The sequence below is a fragment of the Prosthecobacter gellanilyticus genome, from assembly GCF_007992435.1.
Lineage (GTDB): Bacteria > Verrucomicrobiota > Verrucomicrobiia > Verrucomicrobiales > Verrucomicrobiaceae > Prosthecobacter > Prosthecobacter gellanilyticus.
This window is the reverse complement of sequence record NZ_BKAG01000001.1, coordinates 223644-246925: the sequence shown is the minus strand read 5'-3', so window position 1 is coordinate 246925 and position 23282 is coordinate 223644. Positions and strand designations below refer to the sequence as shown.

At 55.3% G+C, this 23282-nt stretch carries 18 protein-coding genes and 1 pseudogene; 14 read left to right on the top strand and 5 right to left on the bottom strand.

Annotated features, from left to right (window positions below; all coding sequences use genetic code 11):
* Nucleotides 1-74 precede the first annotated feature (74 nt).
* Nucleotides 75-803 (top strand): hypothetical protein, encoded by a 729-nt coding sequence (locus BGE01nite_RS00990; RefSeq protein ID WP_146848384.1) that lies wholly within the window; start codon nucleotides 75-77, stop codon nucleotides 801-803.
* 1049 nt (nucleotides 804-1852) lie between these two features.
* Here the strand turns inward: BGE01nite_RS00990 and BGE01nite_RS29315 are convergent.
* Nucleotides 1853-2347 carry a hypothetical protein gene (locus tag BGE01nite_RS29315; protein ID WP_218032861.1) on the bottom strand — a complete coding sequence of 165 codons (495 nt, stop codon included), beginning with the start codon at nucleotides 2345-2347 and terminating at the stop codon, nucleotides 1853-1855.
* Nucleotides 2348-2756: 409 nt separating this feature from the next.
* Between BGE01nite_RS29315 and BGE01nite_RS29865 the strand changes: the two genes are divergently transcribed.
* Nucleotides 2757-3278 (top strand): protein-tyrosine phosphatase family protein, encoded by a 522-nt coding sequence (locus BGE01nite_RS29865; RefSeq protein WP_146848383.1) that lies wholly within the window; start codon nucleotides 2757-2759, stop codon nucleotides 3276-3278.
* A gap of 102 nt (nucleotides 3279-3380) precedes the next feature.
* Complete coding sequence (locus tag BGE01nite_RS00980) at nucleotides 3381-4079, top strand: DUF2637 domain-containing protein (protein ID WP_146848382.1); 699 nt, start codon at nucleotides 3381-3383, stop codon at nucleotides 4077-4079.
* Nucleotides 4080-4371: 292 nt separating this feature from the next.
* On the opposite strand, the gene BGE01nite_RS00975 is transcribed toward BGE01nite_RS00980, so the two are convergent.
* A complete protein-coding gene (locus tag BGE01nite_RS00975) occupies nucleotides 4372-4677 on the bottom strand; it encodes a DUF790 family protein (RefSeq protein WP_146848381.1) in 306 nt (101 codons plus the stop codon).
* Between the two features lie 110 nt (nucleotides 4678-4787).
* Here BGE01nite_RS00975 and BGE01nite_RS00970 point away from each other — a divergent pair, with 110 nt between their 5' ends.
* From BGE01nite_RS00970 to BGE01nite_RS00950, 5 genes are all read left to right on the top strand, one after another.
* Complete coding sequence (locus BGE01nite_RS00970) at nucleotides 4788-6404, top strand: TIGR02677 family protein (RefSeq protein ID WP_170266506.1); 1617 nt, start codon at nucleotides 4788-4790, stop codon at nucleotides 6402-6404.
* Nucleotides 6404-7627 carry a TIGR02678 family protein gene (locus BGE01nite_RS00965; RefSeq protein ID WP_146848379.1) on the top strand — a complete coding sequence of 408 codons (1224 nt, stop codon included), beginning with the start codon at nucleotides 6404-6406 and terminating at the stop codon, nucleotides 7625-7627. Before BGE01nite_RS00970 ends, BGE01nite_RS00965 begins: the two co-directional genes overlap by 1 nt.
* Before the next feature lie 5 nt (nucleotides 7628-7632).
* Nucleotides 7633-11706 (top strand): TIGR02680 family protein, encoded by a 4074-nt coding sequence (locus tag BGE01nite_RS00960; protein WP_146848378.1) that lies wholly within the window; start codon nucleotides 7633-7635, stop codon nucleotides 11704-11706.
* Nucleotides 11703-12962, top strand: a complete 1260-nt coding sequence (locus BGE01nite_RS00955) for a TIGR02679 family protein (protein ID WP_170266505.1) — start codon at nucleotides 11703-11705, stop codon at nucleotides 12960-12962. Before BGE01nite_RS00960 ends, BGE01nite_RS00955 begins: the two co-directional genes overlap by 4 nt.
* A gap of 316 nt (nucleotides 12963-13278) precedes the next feature.
* Nucleotides 13279-13623: a hypothetical protein gene (locus BGE01nite_RS00950; protein ID WP_146848376.1), complete on the top strand. Its 345-nt coding sequence runs from the start codon at nucleotides 13279-13281 to the stop codon at nucleotides 13621-13623.
* A gap of 56 nt (nucleotides 13624-13679) precedes the next feature.
* Here the strand turns inward: BGE01nite_RS00950 and BGE01nite_RS00945 are convergent, their stop codons facing one another.
* On the bottom strand, nucleotides 13680-13871 hold the full coding sequence (locus BGE01nite_RS00945; protein WP_218032860.1) for a hypothetical protein: 192 nt from the start codon (nucleotides 13869-13871) through the stop codon (nucleotides 13680-13682).
* Nucleotides 13872-14221: 350 nt separating this feature from the next.
* Here BGE01nite_RS00945 and BGE01nite_RS00940 point away from each other — a divergent pair, with 350 nt between their 5' ends.
* The 6 genes and pseudogenes from BGE01nite_RS00940 to BGE01nite_RS00920 all read left to right on the top strand — a co-directional run bounded on the left by BGE01nite_RS00940 (nucleotide 14222) and on the right by BGE01nite_RS00920 (nucleotide 20463).
* Nucleotides 14222-14557, top strand: a complete 336-nt coding sequence (locus BGE01nite_RS00940) for a type II toxin-antitoxin system RelE/ParE family toxin (protein WP_146848375.1) — start codon at nucleotides 14222-14224, stop codon at nucleotides 14555-14557.
* Nucleotides 14558-14590: 33 nt separating this feature from the next.
* Nucleotides 14591-15685 (top strand): HigA family addiction module antitoxin, encoded by a 1095-nt coding sequence (locus tag BGE01nite_RS00935; protein ID WP_146848374.1) that lies wholly within the window; start codon nucleotides 14591-14593, stop codon nucleotides 15683-15685.
* Between the two features lie 157 nt (nucleotides 15686-15842).
* Entirely contained in the window at nucleotides 15843-17468 is a 1626-nt protein-coding gene (locus tag BGE01nite_RS00930) for a carbamoyltransferase C-terminal domain-containing protein (RefSeq protein ID WP_146848373.1), read from the top strand.
* Nucleotides 17469-17485: 17 nt separating this feature from the next.
* Complete coding sequence (locus tag BGE01nite_RS00925; protein ID WP_146848372.1) at nucleotides 17486-18319, top strand: glycosyltransferase family 32 protein; 834 nt, start codon at nucleotides 17486-17488, stop codon at nucleotides 18317-18319.
* Nucleotides 18320-18345: 26 nt separating this feature from the next.
* Nucleotides 18346-19068: pseudogene (locus BGE01nite_RS29765) on the top strand (glycosyltransferase family 25 protein); the annotation flags it as partial.
* A 9-nt stretch (nucleotides 19069-19077) separates the two neighbouring features.
* Nucleotides 19078-20463 carry a family 16 glycosylhydrolase gene (locus BGE01nite_RS00920; protein WP_218032859.1) on the top strand — a complete coding sequence of 462 codons (1386 nt, stop codon included), beginning with the start codon at nucleotides 19078-19080 and terminating at the stop codon, nucleotides 20461-20463.
* 4 nt (nucleotides 20464-20467) lie between these two features.
* Here BGE01nite_RS00920 and BGE01nite_RS00915 read toward each other — a convergent pair whose 3' ends face one another.
* Both BGE01nite_RS00915 and BGE01nite_RS00910 read right to left on the bottom strand, forming a co-directional pair.
* Nucleotides 20468-21379, bottom strand: coding sequence for an SLATT domain-containing protein (locus BGE01nite_RS00915; RefSeq protein ID WP_146848370.1), 912 nt, complete (start codon nucleotides 21377-21379; stop codon nucleotides 20468-20470).
* 39 nt (nucleotides 21380-21418) lie between these two features.
* Nucleotides 21419-23230: a DUF2779 domain-containing protein gene (locus BGE01nite_RS00910; protein WP_146848369.1), complete on the bottom strand. Its 1812-nt coding sequence runs from the start codon at nucleotides 23228-23230 to the stop codon at nucleotides 21419-21421.
* Nucleotides 23231-23282 lie beyond the last annotated feature (52 nt).

Genomic DNA, 23282 nt, shown 5'->3' with positions numbered 1-23282 from the left:
AGCCACCACCATCCCTCTGGAATCCCACCGCTGCGGTGAATTGGAGTCTATTGTTTGGACCCATGTTTGGAACCATGATTCACTACGCAAATTGGGTATCGTTGGGTGACAAAGCCAAGGCCAAAACCGCTATGGGCTGGCTCGACGCTGCCATCATCGTGTCCTCGCTGACATGGTGGAACATTTTCTCGGAGAGTTTTCCAGCGATGACGATTCCGCTGAATTTGCTCTTCCTGGGAGCTTGGTATTTCATTGGAGCTAGGCCCCAGATCCATCACATCAATAGTGATCTCAAAGGTCGCTATCTAAGCCGGTCATGGGCTAAGCCCCTTGCAGCCAGTATCTGCTTCCTCCTTGTTCTCGTGTCATTCGTGGAGTCGCCCATGGACTTCGCGTCAAAACTGCACGACCTACCGGTGGAGGAAGCTATGAACGAAGCGAAAAGCTACGTGGTAGGCACTTGGACTTATACTGCCACCGACTATCAGTTTTTTGTCAATGAGCCCTTGGGGCTGGCCAAGGTAAACGGGTGGCTCAAATGGGTCGTCAACGCGGATGGCACGATGCAGATGTTTAGGGCCCGTCCGCAACACGACAACTGGGGTGAAGGCGACAAGACAACTTGGACAATCAAGACAGGCAAGTATAACAACACCGGAAACCGCTATTATGAGCTAGCACCCAAGAGCTTAGAATTTTATCAGCACATAGTGATCACGCGTGATGGTCGTCTTGAATATAAGATAGATGCTAATCACGCGGTAACCCTCGAGCGCGGTGATCGTTTCCCGTTCTCAAAATGAGTGCCGCAATAGGATAGTGTGCAACGCCGACTATTATCCGCGAAGCTTCCAACGCAATGGCTTCACCTGCTATCCAATGGCGTTTGTGTAGATTTCATGAGCCTGGAGTTGCACAGATTGATTGCCGGTTTGACGACGTGCTCATCTTTGAATTGATGAGCGCTTGCAGGGCCGGTGCTGCAAAAAATGGGTCTCCAAATCGAGAAACGGCGTGCGTTCATTTATCTGACCAACGACGTGCAATGGCGTTGATTAGACAGCGAAATTCCCCGATCTGCGTTAGTCAAGCTTCGTTACTGGGCAAACGTCCATTCATCCAGTAACGAGCCAATTAGGACTCAAAGAACTGTTTGAAGCGCGGAATATCCTTCCATCCCATTATCTCAACAATTTGCTCTGCGATAGCCTTAACCACAGGAGGGTTTCCTGGATCACCTAACTGCGTATAGGTGCGATCTTGAAAAGCTGCCTCGTGCCGTCTCCGGTATCTCCTCCACCTTGGGACACGCTTGTTGCAGCCGCACATGCAAAGCTTAATGATTTCATCCTTCTTTGGTTCCATAAAAGCGTGAACATTCGGTAGTTTTGTGTTTTTGACAACCCCGCACCCCTGAGACTTAAGACGGTGTTGCCAAAGAAGGAATTTTGAAGCTGTCGGACAGGTGGTCTAAAGAGTGTGCCGCGGCCGAATTGCGTGCTTCGCGAGCCTGTGCTTTGCTGGGCGGGGGCAAGTCACATCCATGAACAATCACTTCGCGCCAGCATCGCCCGAGGAACAGGTTGTCTATGGTGCATGCAGACCCGAGTATACTTCCCGCCGTGTCGAGGACGACGAGGTGATAAGGTGGATTGCCTTCATGAAACGAACAAGGAATCGGCCGAGCCGTGTGTCTTTTGGAGGGAGAGCAGCTGCGATTCTACAATGGTCTCCTGAATTGCTACCGGGCTCATTTTGGAGGATAAAACGTTCTTCACGCTCATGTTGCCGACTACACGCTTTCCAAGTTTTCATTCTCACTAACACTCCATGGACTGCCGGTTCGCGCCAATCAGGACGTAGAGAGAGGAAGTGAAAAGTATGCGAAGACTTTGCAGGTTCGGTTAAGGATGGCCTGGTCAGACAAGTCCGCCCGTTCACACATCACGTTCATAGGCTCCAAGTGACGTGAGACAAACCCCAGAAGCTCCTGCGGATCGCAAATGACTTGGGAGTGTGATCGGCCCACGACGGTCTTAGCATCGAGCGATTTCAGGCAACAAAGAACGACCATCATAAGCGCCTCTGTGTCCAGGTTGCCGAAGTATAACCAGTAGGGCCATGCATCCACAAGGCGTGAGTAGAAGGCTCGAACTTCAGGGATGGCATAAAGTTCCCTCACGTCAGCGTCGTAGCCGTTCACGAATGTGGCCAGGCCGTTCATCATGTCAGCGAGCTGTCTCCCTCGCGGTAGTGCGCTCAGCTCAAAGCGGCTAAGGAAGTCTGTGAAATCGCCCTCTCGAACCGCTGATCGGCTGAACTGATAGAAGATGATATCCTTGCTCATCGCTTGCCTCCGGTTTTGCTTTTTTGTGCCTGCTCATGTGCCACCTTCTTCAAAACGTTGGGCCGCCTTCTTGAAGACGGTGCCGACGAGGCAGGCAAGACCTTGGTCCAGCCTAGCTCGCCGAGTTTCTTGGTTGCTCGCTTACTGCCGGCCAATGCTGCCCTAGTTAAGGTGGACTTATGCTTCGCGTCATGACCGGGGAGGTATCGGCCGCCCCTTGTAGTGCCGCCGCATCCACAAGAGCAGGTTTGTGTCTTTATACCGTGGTTGGTTGTCATAGGACGGCAAAAAAGCACGGCGTCCAATTCACGCAATTTTCGCACGGACGGCGAGTGAGCTGGCGGGCGGGGGTATTGCGGGAAGGCTGTAGCGATGCTTTGTTTGGCGGCTAGCAGTCCAAGCGCCTTTTATGAACACCCATCACTTTGCGCCAGCATCCTCCGATGAACAGATCGTCTATGGCGCTTGTCGGCCTGGATATGCTTCCAGTCGGGTCGGTACTGAAGATGTGGACCGATGGATCGCCTTCATGGAGGGGCAGGGGATAGGTCGTGTGGTCTGTCTTCTAGAGGGCGAGCAGATCCGCTACTACGATGGTCTGCTGAAGTGCTACCGGGACTGTTTTGGTGCAGACAACGTCCTTCACGCTCCTGTGGCCGACTACACCCTACCCTCGGCTGATTTGTTGGTTGGCAAAGTCCTCCCATTCCTGAAGCAATCGATTACAGACGGGAGAAAGACCGTGGTCCATTGTTCCGCCGGGGTCGGGCGAACCGGCTTCGTGCTGCTTGCGTTTCTGGTGGTGCTACGAGGACTACAGCCCGCGGATGCAATACGCCACCTCAGAGCCGCTGGAAGAGACCCCGGTGAGAGCGGTGATCCTCAGGGTCAAAGTCTGCTTGAGACATGTCTTGAGCGCTGGAGCAGGTGAGCGCTGTTCATGAACTCGACGCCGGACGCTTTACCGCTACTTCCGCCGCATCAGTTCGTATGACTGGAGTGCGGAGCAGGTAAATTGACACGAATTTCGTGCGTGTTTTTTTTCTGGATGGTCGCCACTAAACCTCCCCCTGCTATCCTCACAAACGAAGCTGCACCTGTAGCCACCGCCTCAAACCCCGCGACCTTCATACGGGTTATCTCAGGCTTAACAGTGACGCTGGTAGCCATCTTGGGCGTCTGCTCCTTTGTTTTATCGTTCGAAGCCCTACAGCACTTCGCTTCTGAGTCCGGGGCCTTAAATCCTGGTCATGCTTGGCTGTTCCCGATCATGGTGGACGGCTCGATCATCGTGTTCTCAATCTCTGCTCTCCGCTGCTCCATCATGGGAGAGGATACGCGGTGGTCGATGTGGCTTGTGATCGTCTCGACAGGGGCCTCGATTCTCTTCAACATCGCTCACGCTCCCGGTGGTTTTATGCCGGCCCTTATTGGGGCAACCCCGCCTGTGCTGCTGTTTCTCTCGTTCGAAAGCCTTATGCGTCAGATCAACAGCAGCCTGGGCGGTCAGCACTCGTCGCTCACGACTCTTGTGCCTTCCATCAAACGTAAGGCGTCCAAGAAGATCGGTCAGACCAACACTGCGAAACCACAGTCCCAGCAGCCTGTGGACTCTCGTAAAGTTAAAGCAAGCGAGCTACTTGCCTCGGGCATGCCTAAACGCCAAGTAGCGCGTGAATCTGGCGTGGGTCTCGCAACGGTGCGCAGACTTGCCGCAGCCGCTGGGGCATGATGTATCATTTTCGGGCCTAGCTGGGCGCCAGTTCGACCCTGGCAGACTAGCTGCCAAGTGCCTGCCAATCCGTATGCCACCCGTTCCATTGTTAGAAGATGCTATAAGATGAATTGGTTATAGCCTTTCTCGAGAGTGAGGTAATGCACTCAAGAGTCGGTCAATCATTTTAGCGTGTGAGGTCCTCGCTAAACTCATCATGATACTCGTCAATGAGCACTTGACGTTCGGTGGCCATCGTGTCGCCAGTTGAGGCACTCCATCAGCCCCCAAGGGTCGAGGCCAACTCTCCTCAAGACAACGACATCCCGTTCAAGGCTTCGATGACGGGTTCAGTCTTTACCGCCGTTTTGTAGGTGGCAGTCGCCAACGACATATCGGCAAAGTGCTCGGTCGCCGATGCACGCACAATGAGAAGTAAGCTCCGGTCTTTAAATCGCTCCAATGTAACACGCTTCTCAGCGAGGTATTGCGGGGTCCAGTAGCCAACAGTTTCGGCGAAGACCGTTTTCCCACCTTCATGGCGAAAGACGAAGTCCGGGAAGAAGACATGTTGTCCGTGGAGCCTGAGGGCCGCTGGATCGCCCATCCAACGCATGAATCTGGCGATGAGGCTGTAGAAAAGGCAGAGAACAAAGTCCCTAAGGCCGCGCACAAGGCTCTGCTGCCCAAGTAGAAGTTCGCCGCTAACGAATGATCTTGCGAACTTTGGACTCACTTTCCATGATCCGTGACGTGGATGCACAGCAACAACTCCCTGCGGCAAGTGATCTCGTTTCTGAGTTGCGAGAAGGTGAGGAGATGCGCAGTGTGTTCTTCCATTTGAATGCCCAAAAGGTGCAGGCGTATCGGGCTATTTTGCGGGTGTTTGTGGCAGCGAAAGAGGGTTTTGAGATTGCTCTGCGACCTGGGGAGATATTGAGCCGGATCGAGGAGGCGGAGCGTCGTCACGCGGGTCTCGGTGGCGAAGATGAGATCATTGCCTGTCTCGATCAGCTCTGTTTGTGGGGGAATTTGGACGCGACCCGGGACATGGTTTCAGCCCGCACGATCGAGGAGTATCTGCATCCCAAGCGGTTGTTTCAGCTCACTCATGCTGGCGACATGGGGGAGCGGGCATTGGCGTTCTTTGACAAAGAGCTGATGCGTCCCGGCGAGCTTTCGACCACGGCGCTGAGGGATATTGCGGATACGCTGGATGAACTGTTGAGGCTCATGGCAGCGGAGGTGTTGGATGAAGCCAAGGCGGTGAGGGCGCTGAATGACCTGTCCTCGCGCTTCGATACGCTGGTGACGCGGGCGCAGATGTTCATCGGTGGTTTGCAGCGAGAGATGGACAAGCCGGTTGCGGAAGAGTCGGCCTTCATCGCACTAAAAGAGGAACTCCTGAGCTATCTGGACCGCTTTGTGAAAGAGCTGACGAGCGCGAGTTATCGCATCCGCAACTCTCTCGAAAAGCTCGACGCGAGAGGCATGGAGCCAGCCCTGGAGGCGGCTGCTTACGCTGAACTGGCCGACGAGCTGGCTCCGCCGGAAGCACGGAGGGCGCAGACGTTGCGCCGCTGGCAGCACCACTGGTCGGGCCTGCGAGGGTGGTTCATCAGCAGTGGTCATCACACGGCGCATGCGGAGAGCCTGCGCTCACGGGCCACGGCGGCGATCCCGGCGCTACTGGAGCGGGTGAGGCGCATGCATGACCAGCGGGCGAATCGCGCGGACCGCTCCACGGACTTCCTCGCTTTGGCACGCTGGTTCGCGGAGGCTCCGGAGGATGAAGACATGCACCGGCTTTGGCGGGCTGCCTTTGCCTTGAACTCCTGCCGTCATCTGCGGGTGAATGAGACGACGCTGCAAGCTTGGGCGGCTCTGGATGACGATGAGCGCCCTTCATGGGAGGATTGCCCTCCCTACATCATCACCATCGCACAATGGACACGTGGTCGTGTGGCCCCGCGAGGCAGGCCGCCGGGTATCATTGACCGCGCTGCTGCCCGCGCTGCCCTGCGTGAGCGTGCGGATGCTGAAAGTCGGGCGCTGCATGCCGCGCGGTCCGTGTTGGCAGCTCGCACGCCCTGTGCGCTCTCGGAGTTGCCTGAATTGGACGACGTGGGTTTTGAGGTGTTGCTGGATGCCATTGGTGAGGCATTTGCCATGATCGGCCTGGAGGATCAGCAAGGAGAGGCAGTGACGGCCGATGGTGGCATGAGCGTGCAAATCCACCTGCCCGCACCTCGTGCAGAGTTGGCGAGGCTGCACACGGCGGAGGGCGTGCTCCGCGGGCCGGATCTGCGCATCACCCTACGACTCACAGAGTATGAAGCGTGATGAAGACGACCTCCCAAGATGCATCCGACTTTCACCGCGCCTCAGAGCAGGAGCGGCAGGAGGCGCTGCGTGCCTTGCTGCGGCGTCCTCTGCTCGTGGCAGAGCATGTGGATCATCGCGAGGACTTTGCCAAGGTCCGACGTCAGGCCGAACCGCTGCGGCAGTGGTTGTCTCGGCACACGGGCTGGACACTGGATGTGACATCCGAGAGCGCCAGGCTCTACAAGGTTCCTGCCAGATGGGCGGATGCAACGCATCCGGCCCGGCTCTCGAAAAAGGATGAGCCGCCTTTCTCACGCCGACGCTATGTGCTGCTGTGTCTGGCGCTGGCCGTGCTGGTGCGTGGTGAGCGGCAGACGACGCTCGGCGAACTGGCACGCGGGATCATCGAGCTGTGGAAAGATGAGCCTGCCTTTGCCACGCTGACCTTTGATCTGGATGCGGCGGATTCCCGGCGTGATCTGGTGGCGGCGCTGCGGCTGCTCATGGAGCTGCGTGCTCTTACGCAGGTGGATGGGGATGAGGAACGGTTCCTCCGCCAGCGAGAGCAAGAGGTGCTCTATGATGTGCATCACCTCATCCTTTATCGACTGCTGGCCGCACGTAGGTCTCCCAGCTCCATCCTGGAAAAAGACTGGAGCGCCCGGCTCGCCCCATTGGTGGCCGAGCCGGTCATTGATGAGGCAGATCAGCGAAATCAACGTATCCGCCATCACCTCAATCGTCGCCTGCTGGATGATCCCGTGCTTTACACACCTGGAGATCTGCCGCCGGACACACTCGACTACCTGCTGAAGCAACGCCCGCATCTCATCAAAGCGCTCGTCGATGCAACGGGGCTGGAACCGGAGGATAGAAAAGACGGCATCGCCTTATCCGACAGAACAGGTGACTGCACGGACCTCGGATTGCCAGAGGAGGGCACAGATGGCCATGCCACGCTGCTCACGGCGGAGTTTCTCGGTGACCTGCGTCTCACCGAGCCAGGAGAAATAGTGCCCATCAGCATGGTGGAGCGATTCCTGGCTGAGCAGGCGGCGAAAAACAAAGGCTTCTGGCGAAAAGAAACCGCTGCTCAGGGCGCCGAGGAGGCTCTAGCCCGCGAGGTGCTTCGCCGCCTTGCCAGCCTTGATCTCGTGCGGCACGTGCAGGGCGGAGTGATCGTCATGGCTGCCATCCATCGTTACCGGCATGAATTAAAACCGCGTGTCACCGAATCTTGACTCCCATGCTTCCCTCACCTGAAATGACACGCTTCCAGCCGCTGCGCAGCGGGTTGATCAACCTTTTCAAATACGAGAACCAGGAGTTTTGGTATGAGCGAGGCCGCCTGCTCGTCCGAGGCAACAACGGCACCGGCAAATCTCGCGTGCTCGCCTTGCAGCTTCCGTTTTTGTTTGATGGAGAGATCGCATCCCATCGCGTGGAGCCGGACGCGGACCCGGCTCGGCAGCTCGTGTGGCATCTGCTCATGGATGAGCACGAACAGCGCACGGGCTACACCTGGATCGAGTTTGGCCGACGTGATGAGCAAGGCGTGGAGCACTATCTCACGCTCGGCTGCGGTATGAGAGGTGTGCGCGGAGGTGACGATCAGCCGAAACGCTGGTTCTTCATCACCGAGCAGCGGGTGGGGCGGGACTTTCAGTTGCTCGAAGGCGCTTATCCACACAGCAAGGAGCGACTCATCGAGGTGCTCGGTGACTCGTGTTTCTTTGTCTCGGCCAAGGATTATCGTGCGGAGATTGATCGCCGCCTTTTTTCCCTCGGTCGCGGGCGCTATGCTGCGCTCATTGAGCTGTTAATTCGTCTGCGTGCTCCGCAGCTCTCGAAGAAGCTGGATGAAAAAACCATCTTCACCGCGCTGTCGAATGCGCTGCCGCCGCTCTCAGAAGATGTGGTGGGGCCGGTGGCAGATGCCTTCAAGCAGCTGGATGACCTACGTCAGCAGTTCGCCTCTTTGCAAAGCCTTCGGGATTCGCTGGAGGGCTTTCAGTCAGGCTATCAGACGTATCTTCAAATGGCGATTCAGCTCCGCGCAGAGCGTGTGCGCACCACGCATTCCGCTTATGAGTCTGCGCAGCGAAAGGTGAACGCCATTGAGGAGAGCATCCAGGCTGCGGAGGCACGTAAATCCGAAACCACAGACCAGATGCAGTTGGCGCACGATCACTACACGGCGGCGGAGGCAAGATACACCGCGCTGAGCACCAGCCCCGCGGCAGGCGATGCCAAGCGGCTCGAAATTGCTCGCGAACTGGCTCTAGATAAAACCAAGCAGGCATCCCTGGCTGAAGTGCGTGCTCAAAACGCGGCACAACAACACAAACACGAGCAGCAGCTATTGTCGGCATCTTTTGATGAGCAACAAAAGCATCAGCAACAGCGAGATCACGATTGGAAAGGCGCAATGCACCTTTCACACGCTGCCGGATTCAGCAGCGACCATGCAAAACTCATTCCAGATGCGAACGCATGGCCCGCAGACTCGATGCGGCTGGAAAAGCTCAAAGCCGACTTCAAAAGGCTCGCCGACGATCATGAGCATCGTCTGCAGCAGATCGAAGGTGGCCTCGCCGTCATCAAAAAGGCACAGACTGAACAAGCCGCGGCTCAAGTCCACGAAGATCAATGTTCATCGGCCGTCGAAGCTCATCGCGAAGATGTGCGGAAACATGAGGAAGCTGCTGATGCCGCGTTGAAGACACTGGCGGCGAACTATGCGGCTTGGCGTGATGGCCTGCGCTGGCTGGCGATGCCAGCGTGGTCGGAGCTTGCGCCTGCTTTTGAAGACTGGCTGGAGACAGCGGAGGAACAGCATCGCGTTCTAGCGGCGAGTTTATACAGCGCCAGGAACGCTGAGGCGACCACACTCGCTACGGCGAGAGCCGACCTGAAAACGAGGCGTGACCAACTTCATCGTGATCGTGAAGAACTTCGTCAAGAACAGGCGTCACTGGCTCAGCAGTCACCGCCACCACCCGCGCCACGCACACGTGACACAGCGGCACGCCAAGGTCGCGCTGGCGCACCGCTTTGGCAGGTTTGTGAGTTTCAGCCCACTCTCACGGACACCCAGCGCACCGGACTCGAAGCTGCGCTGGAGGCCGCAGGCCTGCTGGATGCCTGGATCACGCCTGATGGCTCGCTGATGGGTGATTTCCCACAGGATACATTTTTGACGGGACGTGATGAATCAGCTCTGCGCGGCGAAACGCTCGAAAGCTGGCTCATCCCCGATTTGAACACCGAAAGCGGTTTATCCGAGGAAACTCTGCGCCGCGTCCTGCGGCATATCGGCGCTGGAGCAGGCTCTGCGGAGCATTGGGTTGCCCTTGATGGGCGTTGGCAGCTCGGGCCGGTGGCTGGCCGTGGTTGCAAACCACAGGCGGAGCACCTCGGAGCCAGCAGTCGTGAGATCGCACGTCAAAGGCGGCTCGCGGAAGTCACAGAAGCGCTGCTGCGGCTCGGTGAAGACGAAAGCCTCCTTCAGCAGGAATCAAACCAGCTCAATGAGCGTGAGGAGGTAGTCATGGCGGAGTCGAACAGCGCTCCGAAGGATCTCTTGATCGCCAATCACCTGACCCTGCGCACCGAGGCCCACATCAAACAAGATGCGGCCAGCAAAGCTCACAGTGAGGCCGTGCAAAGAACGCATCGTGCCCGTCAAAAGACGGCTGAAGCCACCGAATCACTCCGACAGGAAGCGACACACCTCGGCTATCGGGATCACCTCGATCATCTAGCTGATCTGCGGCCCGCCTGGCCTCCCTATGACAAGGCGATGGCGACACTCTGGGGAACGGTGCAAGCATGGATCACCGCTTCCAACCAACTCGCCGTCACACAGAGCCGCGAACGTCAGGCGGCCGAAACACATGCCAAAGAAACCAGCGATGCCTCCTCGATCCGAACCGCCGCCATTTCCGCCAATCAGGCATACGAAGCGCTCGCCGCATCGCATGGCTCATCCGTCACCGAGTATCAGGAAAAGCTGACAGAGGCACTGTCTGAAAAGGAATCGGCTCAGAAACGGCTCAACCAAGCCAATCGAGAAGCTTCCGAAGCGGATCACCATTTGATTGTGGTGCAGTCTTCACTCCAGCCCGCTCAAGAAAATGTGAACCGCACCAGTAGTGAGCGTGACGAGGCCATCCAGGCATTGCGTGTACCTTTGCTGTTTGATCTTTTTCCCGAGGCACACCCCGATCTGACCGACATCGAAAAAGACTCCTGGGCACCCACTCGTGCGGCGACCATCGCCCGCCGGATCGGCAAAGAACTGCCTGATGCCAATATCAGCGAGGAGGCGTGGACGAACCGCATCAACCTGCTCAATACGCAAATCACCGAGTTGAGCAACCGCACCGGCACGACCTGCGAGATTGAGCACCAGGTGCTCAGTGGCGGGCTGACCCTCGTCGTGTGCCGTTATCAAGGCCATCACTTGAGACCTGCTGCCTGTCTCGCTGCCGTGGAAGCGGAGCGTGCCACACATGACCGGCTGCTTGGTGAAAAGGAGCGTGACATCATCGACCGCCATCTCGTCTCCGAAGTCTCGTCCAAGCTGCAAGACCTCATTGAAGCGGCGCAAAAGCAGACCGCGCTCATGAATGAGGAGATGGGCCGCTGCGCCACCACTCTCGGCGTCACCTTGCGACTCCAGTGGGAGCCGAAGAGCGAGGGATTGCCGCCCGGATTGCCTGCGGTGCGACGATTGCTCCTTGTGGATCACGGCACCTGGACAGAGAAAGAACGCAAGGACGTGGGAGACTGTCTCCATCAGCTCATTCAGAGCGAACGCATCAATCATCCCACGGCGTCTGCGTCCGAGCAGTTGCTTCAAGCACTCGATTACCGTGAATGGCACGCCTACACCGCCGAACGGCGCCACCAGGGCAAATGGGAGCGATTGAACAAGAAGCGCTACGGCACGCTTTCTCAGGGTGAGAAAGCCCTTACCTTGACGATTCCGCAGATGGCGGCCGCCGCCTCGCACTACCGCTCCGCCGCCAGTCACGCGCCGAGATTCATCCTGCTCGACGAGGCATTCGCCGGCATGGACAAGCCAACACGCGGCAGTTGCATGGGGCTGCTGGAGGCATTCGACCTCGATCTCGTCATGACGAGCGAGCGCGAATGGGGTGCTCACGCCACCATCTCCGGCATTGCCATTTACCAGCTTGTCGCCAGCGCCGATGCTATCGCGGCCACCCGCTGGGTTTGGAATGGAAAAACCCGCCAGATCGCTCCCGTGCCCGACACGCCAGAGTTTCGGCTCACAGCGTCTCCCTCCGCATGAGCAGTCCACAACAACGGCTCCGAGCCATTTTCGACACGAAGGGATGGAATCGCTTCATCGCTAAACTGGAAACATATCGAGGGGCTGGAAAGCCCTTCCCGACCGCGGTGACGCTGCCGCGTCCCACTGACGAGGAGCGGCTTCACCATGCCCGCCTGCTGCGTCAGCCGGTGAATCATCACTCATCCACATTGCGTTATGATTTGGCGAAGCTGGGCGCTGCTCTCTCGTTAGCGCAGCTTCCCGCTGACTGGAATGAAATCCTCACTGCGTTGCATGGCCCCGTGCCGGACGAAAAACTCGCTAGTTTGGAGAAGCGGCTGGCTTGGCAGCATTTCTGGCCGCAGATGACACCACTTATCGGTGCTCACGCTTTTCCGCATTGCGACGAATGGCTCGAATCACTGCGGCGTGATGGCAGCCTTCGTCGTCATTGCAAAGGCTACACCGAGATAGGCATGAAGATGCTCCTAACCGCTGCCCGCTTGCTCCAGGCACTGCCGCTGGTTGAAGAGCGTCCGCTAACCAGTGTCGCTGCCGAGTTTTGCGGTAGTAGCCACGCCCTGGATGCAGCCACACCCCTCTCGACGCTCGTTCTTCGCGGACTGGCGCTACGCTTTGAGCGCCCAATGCCCGTCCGCTCCGACGAGCGTCGAGATCTCTGGGCCGCCGTCGGAGTCATCGGTGACGACCTCAGCGCTCCGGTGCTGACTTTTAATCTCGGCCTCCGAGGCGAAGCATCACTTTGCCAACTCATCGCCATGACCTCCGCGGATCTACAGCCGGTGCATCTCACCCCACGTATGCTTTGGGCAGCTGACTGGAGTCGAATCACCTCCCCGCCTGAGGTGTATGTTTGTGAAAACCCTACCATCATCTCCCTCGCGGCCTCGTATCTCGGTCTCCGTTGTCCGCCGATCATATGCGTCAACGGCGAACCGTGCCACGCCGCCCGCCATCTTATGCGCCGACTTCGTGATGCAGGCTGCGCACTCTGGTATCATGGTGATTTCGACTGGCCGGGAATAGCAATAGCCGAACGTGTCTTCACTGAGTTTGGAGCAAAGCCCTGGCTCTTCGACCTTGAATCCTACCAAGCAGCCATGCCGCTAGAGAGCCGCCCCCTCACAGGCAACCCAGTCTCGACGCCTTGGTCCGCCGCACTCTCCCAAGCGATGCACACGCACGGCAAAGCGTATGACGAAGAACGCCTCGCCGATTTTTTAATCAATGCTCTCTCGCAGCGATCTGAGTGATAGCTGCACAAAGGCTTCTGCGGGACGCGGAGAAGATTGTTATGCCAGCCCTCATTGGAGCTACGCCGCCGGTGCTCCTCTTTCAGTCGTCTGAAAGCCTCATTTTGGCTTGCGTGGATGAGCGCGGCCTGCTCTGCGACTTCTCACTCCATGCACGGCAGTATTTTGTTTGGCATCCCATTCCGGTTCCTTTTTGCGGGCTGGGGAGCCTCCGTTGTTTGACCTTGAGCCAAGGGGAGAGAATCGGTTCCGGGTGGTGCCAGTCGAACTTCCCGAGACACTGCCCTGCCGGCGGAAGTGACCGAGGCAGAATGGAATGAGTTCCAAAGCACTTCGCGAAGGGCGGCTGATGGAGACCCATCAACAAACCCGGCAGCGATGCCAAAGGCCCATCGAACAATTGAAGGAGCATTTTCGGGATGAGGAGGCAGGACTGATCGTTTATGCTGCCTGCCGTTGGACGCGGCCCCGCGAGGGCTTTCATCGCGACATCGTCCACACGTATCACCACGAACCCGTGCATGCGACTCCCGTCGAAGGACGAATCATGCGCTGGGAAGACGCCCTGCGAACTTTTCGCCCCTTTGCCCGACTTGCCACGCGCTCATTTATGCCAAACCTGGTGGCGGATGTTTTGAGCTGCGGGAGCTACGGGCAATAATTTGAAAGCATGAAAAAGCGGCGGCACGTTTCCGCGCCGCCGCCTCGTAGGGAGGGCTATTTGCCCTTTCCTCCGCGTAGGATGTCATTGAGGGAGTCCATGCCGGTGCGTTCTTTCAGCGTGTCGAGGCGCATGTCGCTTCGCACACCGAGATCGACGCCGTATTGCTTCTCAATCGTGCCGACAAGCGTGTCGCCGCGTTTGGCGCGTAGCGGACCGCTTTCATTGCGGGACCGAATGCCTTTCATGCCAGGTGCATCTTTTGCCATGATGGGGGAGTTTCCTTTCTATTTTTGAGAGTTCTCCACTCCAAGCTCGGGGCTTGACTCGCCGCCTGTCTGCCAGGAAAATGCGTGCAGTCGTCCAGACTGAAAGCCGTTCCAAAAGGGCGGAGTGATCCGTGCCGAGGAGTGGCCGGAATGAGCCGTCTCTGTATCAGCAGAGGCGGCTTTTTCGTGTTGCTGTAAGTTGAGCTTCACGATGGATAAGGTGTGGTGGGTAAAAGGTTATGTCAAAAATATTTTAACCTTTTGGGTAAAAAGGCATTGTTCACCAGCATTCACCCTGATATTAACAGGATGTTCACACCCGTCAGCCGATGCTGGTTCATTTCCGAAACACCAAGATTGAAAAAGAATTCTCCTCTGAAAAGGAGCTGGCCCGGGCCTACGGGGCGGAGCAAGGGCGGATACTCATGCGTCGTGTGACCGAGCTACGGGCGGCACGATGTCTGGCGCATCTGCGTCTGCTGCCGCAACTGCGCGCCCATGAGCTGACGGGCGACCGACAAGGGCAGATTTCAATCACCGTGCGGCATCCCCACCGCCTGATCCTCCTAGTGGCCCACGAGCCGGAGCCGCACAAGGCGGACGGCGGACTGGACTGGGAGGCAGTGACGGAAATAACGATTTTTGAAGTGGTGGACTACCACTGAAAAAACACCAAGCAACAAAATCCCCCAACACACATGAGCCCCAACTTCCAACCCGACTACGCCTCCCCGCCAGGAGAGACGCTTGCAGAGACCCTCGATGCGATGGGTCTGACGCAATCCGAACTGGCCCGGCGCATGGGAAGGCCGATCAAAACCATAAATGAAATTATCCAGGCCAAAGCCGCTCTCACTGCGGACACGGCCCTGGAACTCGAACGCGTGCTGGGTGTGCCAGCCTACTTTTGGATGAACCTGGAGACACAATATCGTGAGCTTCTGGCCCGCCAGCGTGCCGCTGACCGTCTGGAGGTGGACGAGGAGTGGCTAAAGAGTCTTCCAATCGCAGTGATGCAGAAAAAGGGGTGGCTTTCCAAGACGAAAGACATGAAACAAACCATGATGGAGGTGCTGCACTTCTTTGGCTGCGCCAACGTGAAGGGCTGGAAAGAAGTCTGGGGCGGGCCGGTAGCTGCCTTTCGTAAATCACCCAAGCTGCAAAGTGACCCCGAGGCTGTGGCCGTGTGGCTGCGTAAGGCGGAGCTGGAAGCCCGCAAGCAGGCCTGTGCCCCCTATGACGAAGCAGCTTTCCTCGAAGCGCTGGAGCGGCTCAAGAAAGCCACAACACTGCCGGTGAGGGAGTGGGTTGCAGTCATTCAGAAAGAATGCAACGCCTGTGGGGTTGCCTATGTTCTTCTACCGGAGCTTCCAGGAACTCACGTAAGCGGGGCCGCTAGCCAACTGATGAACAGCACCGCTCTCATTGTGCAAACAGGCCGTTACAGGGATGACGGTCATTTCTGGTTCACTTTCTTTCACGAAGCCCGCCACGTCTTGCAAGGTAAGCTGAAGCGTGAATGGCTGGTGGAATATGAAGGCCGGGAGGATGCGCTCGAGACAGATGCCAACCTGTTTGCGCGGGAGTTCTTGATCCCCTCAGAGGAAATTCGCAAGGTCAGGGAGAATCATGGCGGCAAAATGCCAGTCAGCGCAGCGCATGAACTCGCCACGAAGCTAGGCATCTCCGGCGGGATTGTGGCCGGTCGCCTTCAGTTCGACGGCATCTGGATGCGTGTGGTGGGTAACAACCTGAAGCGTCGTTACGAACTTTCGGAATTAGTGCCCGGGTAAAGCCAGCGCGTTTATGCACCCAAAGCGCCCCCCAATTACCCTCCGAAGGGTAGAACTTGGGCATTTCGTGTCGTTTTCAGTCACACAAGGCGGGTTGAGTGAGGGCGGCAGGGGACACCTGGATTACACCCGACAACGTTAATTAAGTAACAAAGCCGTGAGAATACTATCTTATAACCCGGGTCACGATGGCGCTATTGCCTTTCTTCAAGACTCCTGCTTGGAGTTTTCGATCGAGGCTGAAAAGGATTCTAACTACCGATATTCGGCAGTATCAGTCACCGACGTTTTAAATGCTGTTGGTGAGCTCAGTGCTGTTCCTGACATCATCTGTATGGGGGGCTGGTGGCCGCGGGATCACCATGAATTTTTATTCGGCTCACACACGAATGCTGGATATCGAGGTCTATCACGCGAAGGTGCGATAATAGACAAAGGTAAGCTTTTTCGTGGACGTGCCGACTATTTTTCCTCCTCCCATGAGAGGTCACACATACTCTGTGCTTTTGGGATGTCTGCGCTACCGCAAGGCACTGAGTGTTATGCATTGATATGGGAAGGAGAGATGGGTGCATTTTATGAAATAGACCACGAACTCAACATCACACTGATCGCCGATGTTCTGAATCAGACAGGAAATCGATATGGGCTACTATATGGCTTGGCTGATCCTACGTTCCCCAAAGATGGGCCATATCCCCGCTCGTCAGATGCAGGAAAATTGATGGCGCTAGCCTCCTTCTCGCGACGTTCTACAGCCACTGAGAAGGAGAGGCAGTTGCTCAGTTTTCTGCTCGATGGTCCATACCGGAAACTAAGTGATTACGAGGCGCTTTCGGACATGCCTTACCTTGATGCGGGCTTGGAAGACCCCGAATTTCGCGATTTCGCAGGAATCTACAGTGACGCAATATTTGAAAGGTTTCACCATGTTGCCAGGGCCAAGCTGAACAAAAGACTACCGTTAATAATTGCGGGTGGGTGTGGTCTTAATTGCGACTGGAATACAAAGTGGCGAGAGACGGAATTGTTTTCCGAGGTATTTGTCCCTCCTGTGGCGAACGATTCGGGTGCAGCTATAGGTACTGCCATAGACGCGCAATTTCGCTATACCGGTAACCCAAAGATCAATTGGAACGTTTACTCAGGCCTCAGCTTTCGCTCAGGGGTTCCCAGCGATCTAAACAGTTATGACGTGTATTCGAAGAATAACGACAGAGTCGCTGACATGCTGGCGAATGATTTAATCTTGGGGTGGGCACACGGAAGATATGAAATTGGCCCTCGCGCGCTCGGTAATAGGTCCATACTCGCTGCTCCATTTAGAGACGAGACTAGAGTGCGGCTAAACGAGATCAAGCAGCGTGAGCAATTTCGTCCTATCGCCCCTGTGTGCCTCGACGAGGATGCTGAGAAATGCTTTGGATGTGATCATGATAGCCCGCATATGTTATATACATATCATGCAAGAATTGGTGATCTCGCGGCTGTCACCCATGTCAATAAAACAGCCCGTCTCCAGACGGTCACATCCACAAGCAATAAGGAGCTCCACGAGCTGCTCTCAGCGTTCAAAAAACGCACAGGCTATGGGGTGCTTTGCAACACATCTCTCAACTTCAAAGGAAAGGGGTTCATTAACAACATGACTGATCTCGAGGCATATTCAATAGGGCATGGTCTTGACGGGTTTATTGTCGATGGTCAAGCATACCTGTTAAAAAAGTCCCCACGATATCAGGCTTATCTCACCAGTTCTTCGCGTCATAAGTCCTTGGATTGATATCCATTTCAAAACACATGGACCTATACCCGCCCGGTTTCGAGGAGTGCGATGACCTTCGATCTGCATTCATTAGAGATATCATTCTCAAACAATGTGAAGGCTCGAGGAACGTGATCGAGGATTTCAACACAAGCCAAACGTCTATACCTAAGCGACTGCTAAGATACTGGCATGATCCACTCAATCTGCCAGACGACGTTCGTGGTTGCCTCGAAAGTTGGGATTCTCTGGCAGACGAGGGATTCGAGTTTTACATGTTCGACGATACCAGCGCGGCAGAGTACATTGCGGAGTTCTATGGTGAACGTGAGCTCAGCGCATTCGAGCGTTGTCGTCATCCTGCAATGCGTTGCGACTATTTGCGTATGTGCTTTATACTCGAGAAAGGAGGCATGTATATCGATGCGGATGATGTCCTCATTGGTGATGGTTGGAAGTATATGTTCCGTGATGAGAGGCTCAAGCTGCAGCCGCTGTGTTATGACATGACGATTGGCGGAATGATGGCGGCGGCGGATATCTGGCGACCGGATCTACCAAGCGGCAAACGAATCTTCTATGTCAACAACGATCCTATCGCTGGGCCGGCGGGTCACCCAATCCTTCGGTCCGCGCTAGTTCGAGCCACCGAAAAGCTGCTCAATACTAACGGCACGCTCGAGATACAATCTACGACCGGCCCTGGCAACTTGACTGCTGCATTGGCAGCTCACGCACGTCAGTTGGAGCTGTCAGGCCTTCCCCTAGATTTTGAGATATTGCGAAACTGGGACTCGATCGCAGAAATGCGATGGAATCTCTCATATCGGAGTGATGACCGCAATTGGCGTAACGTATACGGCTGTTAAAGCCCGGTGTCATTGGAGCTACCACGATGAACCTTCATGACGTTTCTAGTCTTTTTCGCAGATTTGTGTTCCGGGCGTCGCGAATGCTGTGGGCGTTATTCCCTGGTGGGCGGATCTCGGCTTTCGGTAGGCGTAAGGGGAAGATCGGAATGATTTTAATAGTGAATCTCAACCGACAGCCGCAGAGATTGCGGCGAACGCTACGTGAACTGAGCCGGTTCAATACCTGCGAAGATTTGCCACTAACATCGATTGCAAGGCGCATGGCAGCTATAGACGCTCGCGACGGTCGAGCCATAGCGGCTACAGCTGACGTAGATCCGACATATCTCTTGGGTGATCAGCTTTATGTTCAGCCAGACGCAAGACTAGAGGAGTGTTTCGGTGCCAACGAGCCACTTAGAATGACTCGGCAAGAGGTCGCCGTTGCAAGGTCGCACATTGAATCATGGAAGATGATTGCTGAGGGAAGTCACGGTCATGTCTTGGTGCTAGAAGATGATGTTTGGTTCACACGCGGAGCGGCCTCGCTGATCGACGCAGGATGGCGCGCAGCATCCAAACGTTGTGCAAACCGTGGAGGGCCGCATTTGTTGTATCTCTCTTATTCCGACGCAGGTGGAACAGTAGAACGTGCAGACGTTTGCCAAGCTTTGTTCCGCCCGATTAGAGGACTGTGGTTTCTTTCGGGCTACGTCCTTTCTCGTGAAGGTGCCTCGACTCTATTGAGATCAATGCCAGTCGTCGGACCCGTTGACATGTGGATCAACCGTCGCTTCAAGGAACTTGGTGCCCTTGCACTCTCTTTGCCCGCGATCAAACAACGACTTGATGGAGGCTCTGATAATTCCTATTCTATTCTGCCATACCTCGCGCGTGCCGGGATAGTCGACGCAAATATTCTTGAGGTGCCGGAGCGAGCGGTCGCTGGGCCAATCATATCTTGGACGGCTTGTCGTGATCAAGAAGGTGTGCCCATGGCTCTGTCTATGCTTGGTTTTCGTGTTCGAGTTTTTGATGGTGACGAGGACGTGATCCAGGAAAGCGAGCTGATGGTCCTTCTTCAGACGTTCGATGCTCTCGTTGACGTTCCGCTTTCGAAGGACGCATTTCATGCTGCCATTAAGCATCCGGGTGTAAAGTTTGTGCTGGAGACAAACGCTGTTATACCTCCCAGGCTGGAATTAAGTTGTATTCCGCTATCTAGAACCGCATTTCTTCCAGACGACGAGGAAAGCGAAGTTTTGTGGCAACCACTTTGTTCTCTCCTTGGCCTCGCGCCGCCGATTCATGCATTTCCCATAGGTGCCCCGCGTAAATTACGAATTTTTCGCGACGACCGCTCAGTGGTTGAGCCGATCGTATCAACAGACTGCGCGCGATCCTCTTCCATGGATGATTCACCATGGGCGCTAATCCCCAAAGGCGGATGGCAAGAGTCACAGACCTCTCCCAAAACGCCACGTGATTACGCTCTTATTAGCCGTGCAGCCATGACAGCGGCAACGCCACTGTTTCGTAGTAGCGTCGGAACATTTCCCGGGAATCAGGCAGGGTTCGATCCGGAGGGGATGACATATTCAGATGAGGGGGCCCATCTTGCACTAACGAAGGTCACAGCGAGAGGTAGGCCGTATCGTTCAGGTTCCTTCGCCACTGTCAATTCGTTCGCGCACGGGCGGTTCGAAGCGGAGATAAAGGCTGCTCGCGGTTCCGGCCTTGTCACTGGCTTCTTTCTTTATCGAGATTGCCCACGTCAAGAGATCGATATCGAGCTAACCGGTGATGACCCCCACCGTATGTTGGTGAACGTCTATTTCAACCCAGGGGACGAAGGGGTAGCGATCGGTTTTGGCTATCGAGGCTCACCTTGTCGTATCGAACTAGGTTTTGATGCTACTCAAGACTATCATCTTTACGCCATTGAGTGGCGGCCGGGCCTTATTTCGTGGTCCGTTGACGACAAAGTCGTCCACCAACGGGTTGGATGGGACCCCACTCCGCTTCCACACCTTCCTATGCACTTAAACGCAAACTTATGGGCGCCTCGTTCCGAGGAATTAGCCGGTCGCCTTGATGAAAGTGTCCTACCAGCAACGGCGAGCTTCAGGAATGTGTCGATCTGGAGAATTCAGGGTGAGTGAACAATCATTTCCCAGGCAGAATTGACATACGGTTAACCGCGTAGGGGTCCATCTTGCCATCGAGTGAGGCATTCGGCTTCGCCGTTTGCGGCAACGCAGATGAACCTTCCATGGCGTCTATTCTGAAGGCGATGATGACAACCATTAACACACCACCTGCGATGACCGAATGCAGCATAGCTTTCGTTAGTCTATAATACCTGAAGTTACACCGCACACACCACCACCAGCCGACCTTGAAGTATTCAGCCTTCAGCGTCTTAAACATATCAAGGTCAATCGGCTGGTGGTTGGCGTATTTTGGAAGCAGTTCTTCATAGTCTCGCGTCACTGCGGCGATTTGCGCCCGCTTCGCCTCCTCATTTTCAATTTCCTTCGCTTGACGCAGGCGATCATAGAGAACTCCTATCTTTAGCGAACATTCGTGAAACGCTCTCGCTTGAAGTGGATACTGACGCATTGAGATTAGAAGAGTGACTGCCATTAGAATAATGGAAAGCGCGGCTGTTCCGAAGCTCAGCAAGTCTTGTGAGATGTCCTTGAAAATGGGATGTGGAATATACGGAATGAGCCCCACAATGATCAGATAGGCGGAAAGGATTGTCGTCGCCCAGAGTCCAGCAGCGTCCAGATCTTCACAGCGGCGTGCTGCCGCAAAGCGTGCACCCTTGGTAATCCATAGCTTGTAGTTCAACTCTTGTTCCCAATTGTTCTTGGTGAGGTAAGGTGGGAGATCGCTTTTTTGCTGACGTTGGTTTCGCAGCCGCACGCGAAATTCTCGCTCGTTTTCTCGCTGCGCAGCGGTTTTCAGTAAGCGACGGCGACGACTGAATTGTCGCCGGACAGCTCGGCACAGACCGGAATTCTTCCGACCAAGCTTTATTTTGAGGATTTGAAGTTTGACCCAGGATTTCATCGCGGTTCAAGACGAGAAGCATTATGCGTTGTGGAAAGTTTAGTTGTCTCTAATCCAATGCTTCCAGATCATGACCATCGCCGCCGTGTCGAGTTCACAGTATTGAAGAAGAAGCTTTTTGAGCCCTTCCCGAGCACGCTCGTCTATTGAGCCTCTACCAAACACAAGATCCTGATAGGCCCTGATAGCAGCCGTTCCCTCTATCACGACGCCAAGGTCTTCGCCCACGTCACTTACTGGGAGCGGTGTCAAAGTTTTATAAGGATCAAGAACTTTACCATCGGCATCGACTTTGTAATATCTGGAAAAGAATGGATCCCGCCAAAGTGTTGGGTCATTCTCCCATACGGCAGGAAGGACCACTTTGATTGAAGTTCTCCCTCCCATCCGTGGATGGAAATAATGTTTCGCAGCCAGTTTCTCCATGTCGATGACACGCGGATTATCGGGATCAGTGATTACTTCAAGCCAGGTCGCCAATGCAGGATCTTCAAAACAAAGCGTCGTCATATGGCTGCGAATCTCCTTGAGCGCTGTCATCTCGAAGTGAGACCACACGTAGATCGTACCTTCGTTCCCGAGAACGTTATGCAGTGTTTTGGCAAATCCAAAATTGGGAAACCTACGCTCTAGATTAATCCATTCGGAATGCTCGACTGGAGCCCCTGGCTGGCGGATGGTGTGGCAACTCCACTGAAATGCCACCTGTTGATAGGGGTGCATACCCGTATGATAAGGCAGCGCAACTCGACTAGCTTCAAAGTCGATAAAATGTAATGGATAGTCATGGGTACGAAGCTTCGCTCTTAAACTCTCGTCCAGATACTCCCGAGGCGGTGAGGTGTGAGTAAGTTGAATCCGTTGGCGTGGCGCATACGCTCCGCTCAACCAAGCTTCTGGAATATCCAGCAAGCTGGCTGTCCCCTGACCTGTCAACAAAGACACAGGGTCATTCTTCCCGGGCGGCCGCAAGCCGTCTAACCTTACGAAGTCAAAGAGATGAGGTTGCACCTTTGCAAGCGAGCCCCAACAATCTGTGAAGCCACTCGGGCCGCTATTTGGATCAGTTCGATATTCGCACTTTTTGCACCCCATATTGATCGTCGGGGTAGATCGAGTGGGTACTTCACCTCGCAAAGTTGCAGCAAGGCCATCGGCAGCTGCTTCCACCTCAGTGGTCAGTTCGCCGACCTCTCCCGCCACGTTGTAGAATGCAAGCACATGGGCATCTTTCAAGGCTGCAAGATCTCCTGAATACTCAACATCGGCTGCCATCCTTCTACCACTCCCCTTCCTCAAATTGAACTTGTCCAAGGTGCAGGCCTCATTGGCCGCAGCCGATTTGTCCACAATACACAGCATCGGTTCAACAGTGAGCTGGGGAAATGCTCGGTTAAAAACCAATGCTTGGAAGGTGACGTCCTCAAGGTAAGGACGCCACTTCGCCAGAATACCTCCTTTGGAACCTCGAAACGGGTTGGGACCTCCTTCGATTGCATCGACTGAGGAAGATTTGACTTCGATGATTTTAACGTGGTTCGCCTTCTTTACTAAAATGTCGATTCGAGCCAAGAGATTCCCGGCAAGAACCGTAGGTTCGAACAACACAATATCGGCTTCTTGTAGTCTGTCCGTGGTATCTTTGAATGCACTCTCATGGCCTGTAGACTGGCCCATCTCAATGCCCTCAGGATAGAGGAGCTTAGCCATCTTTTCGATCATGTATCCTCCGTCAGCGAGAAACTCCAAGAAGGGATCGGCATCAAGAAGCGAAGGATATTGAAGCTTCCTGTAATAGAGTTTGGTTGGGCAGGCACTAGCAACTTTAAAGTCAGACTTCGTAAGATACATAGCAATTTGGGGTTGTCGGCCTAACCGCAAACCACGCAATGGAGATTCGCTG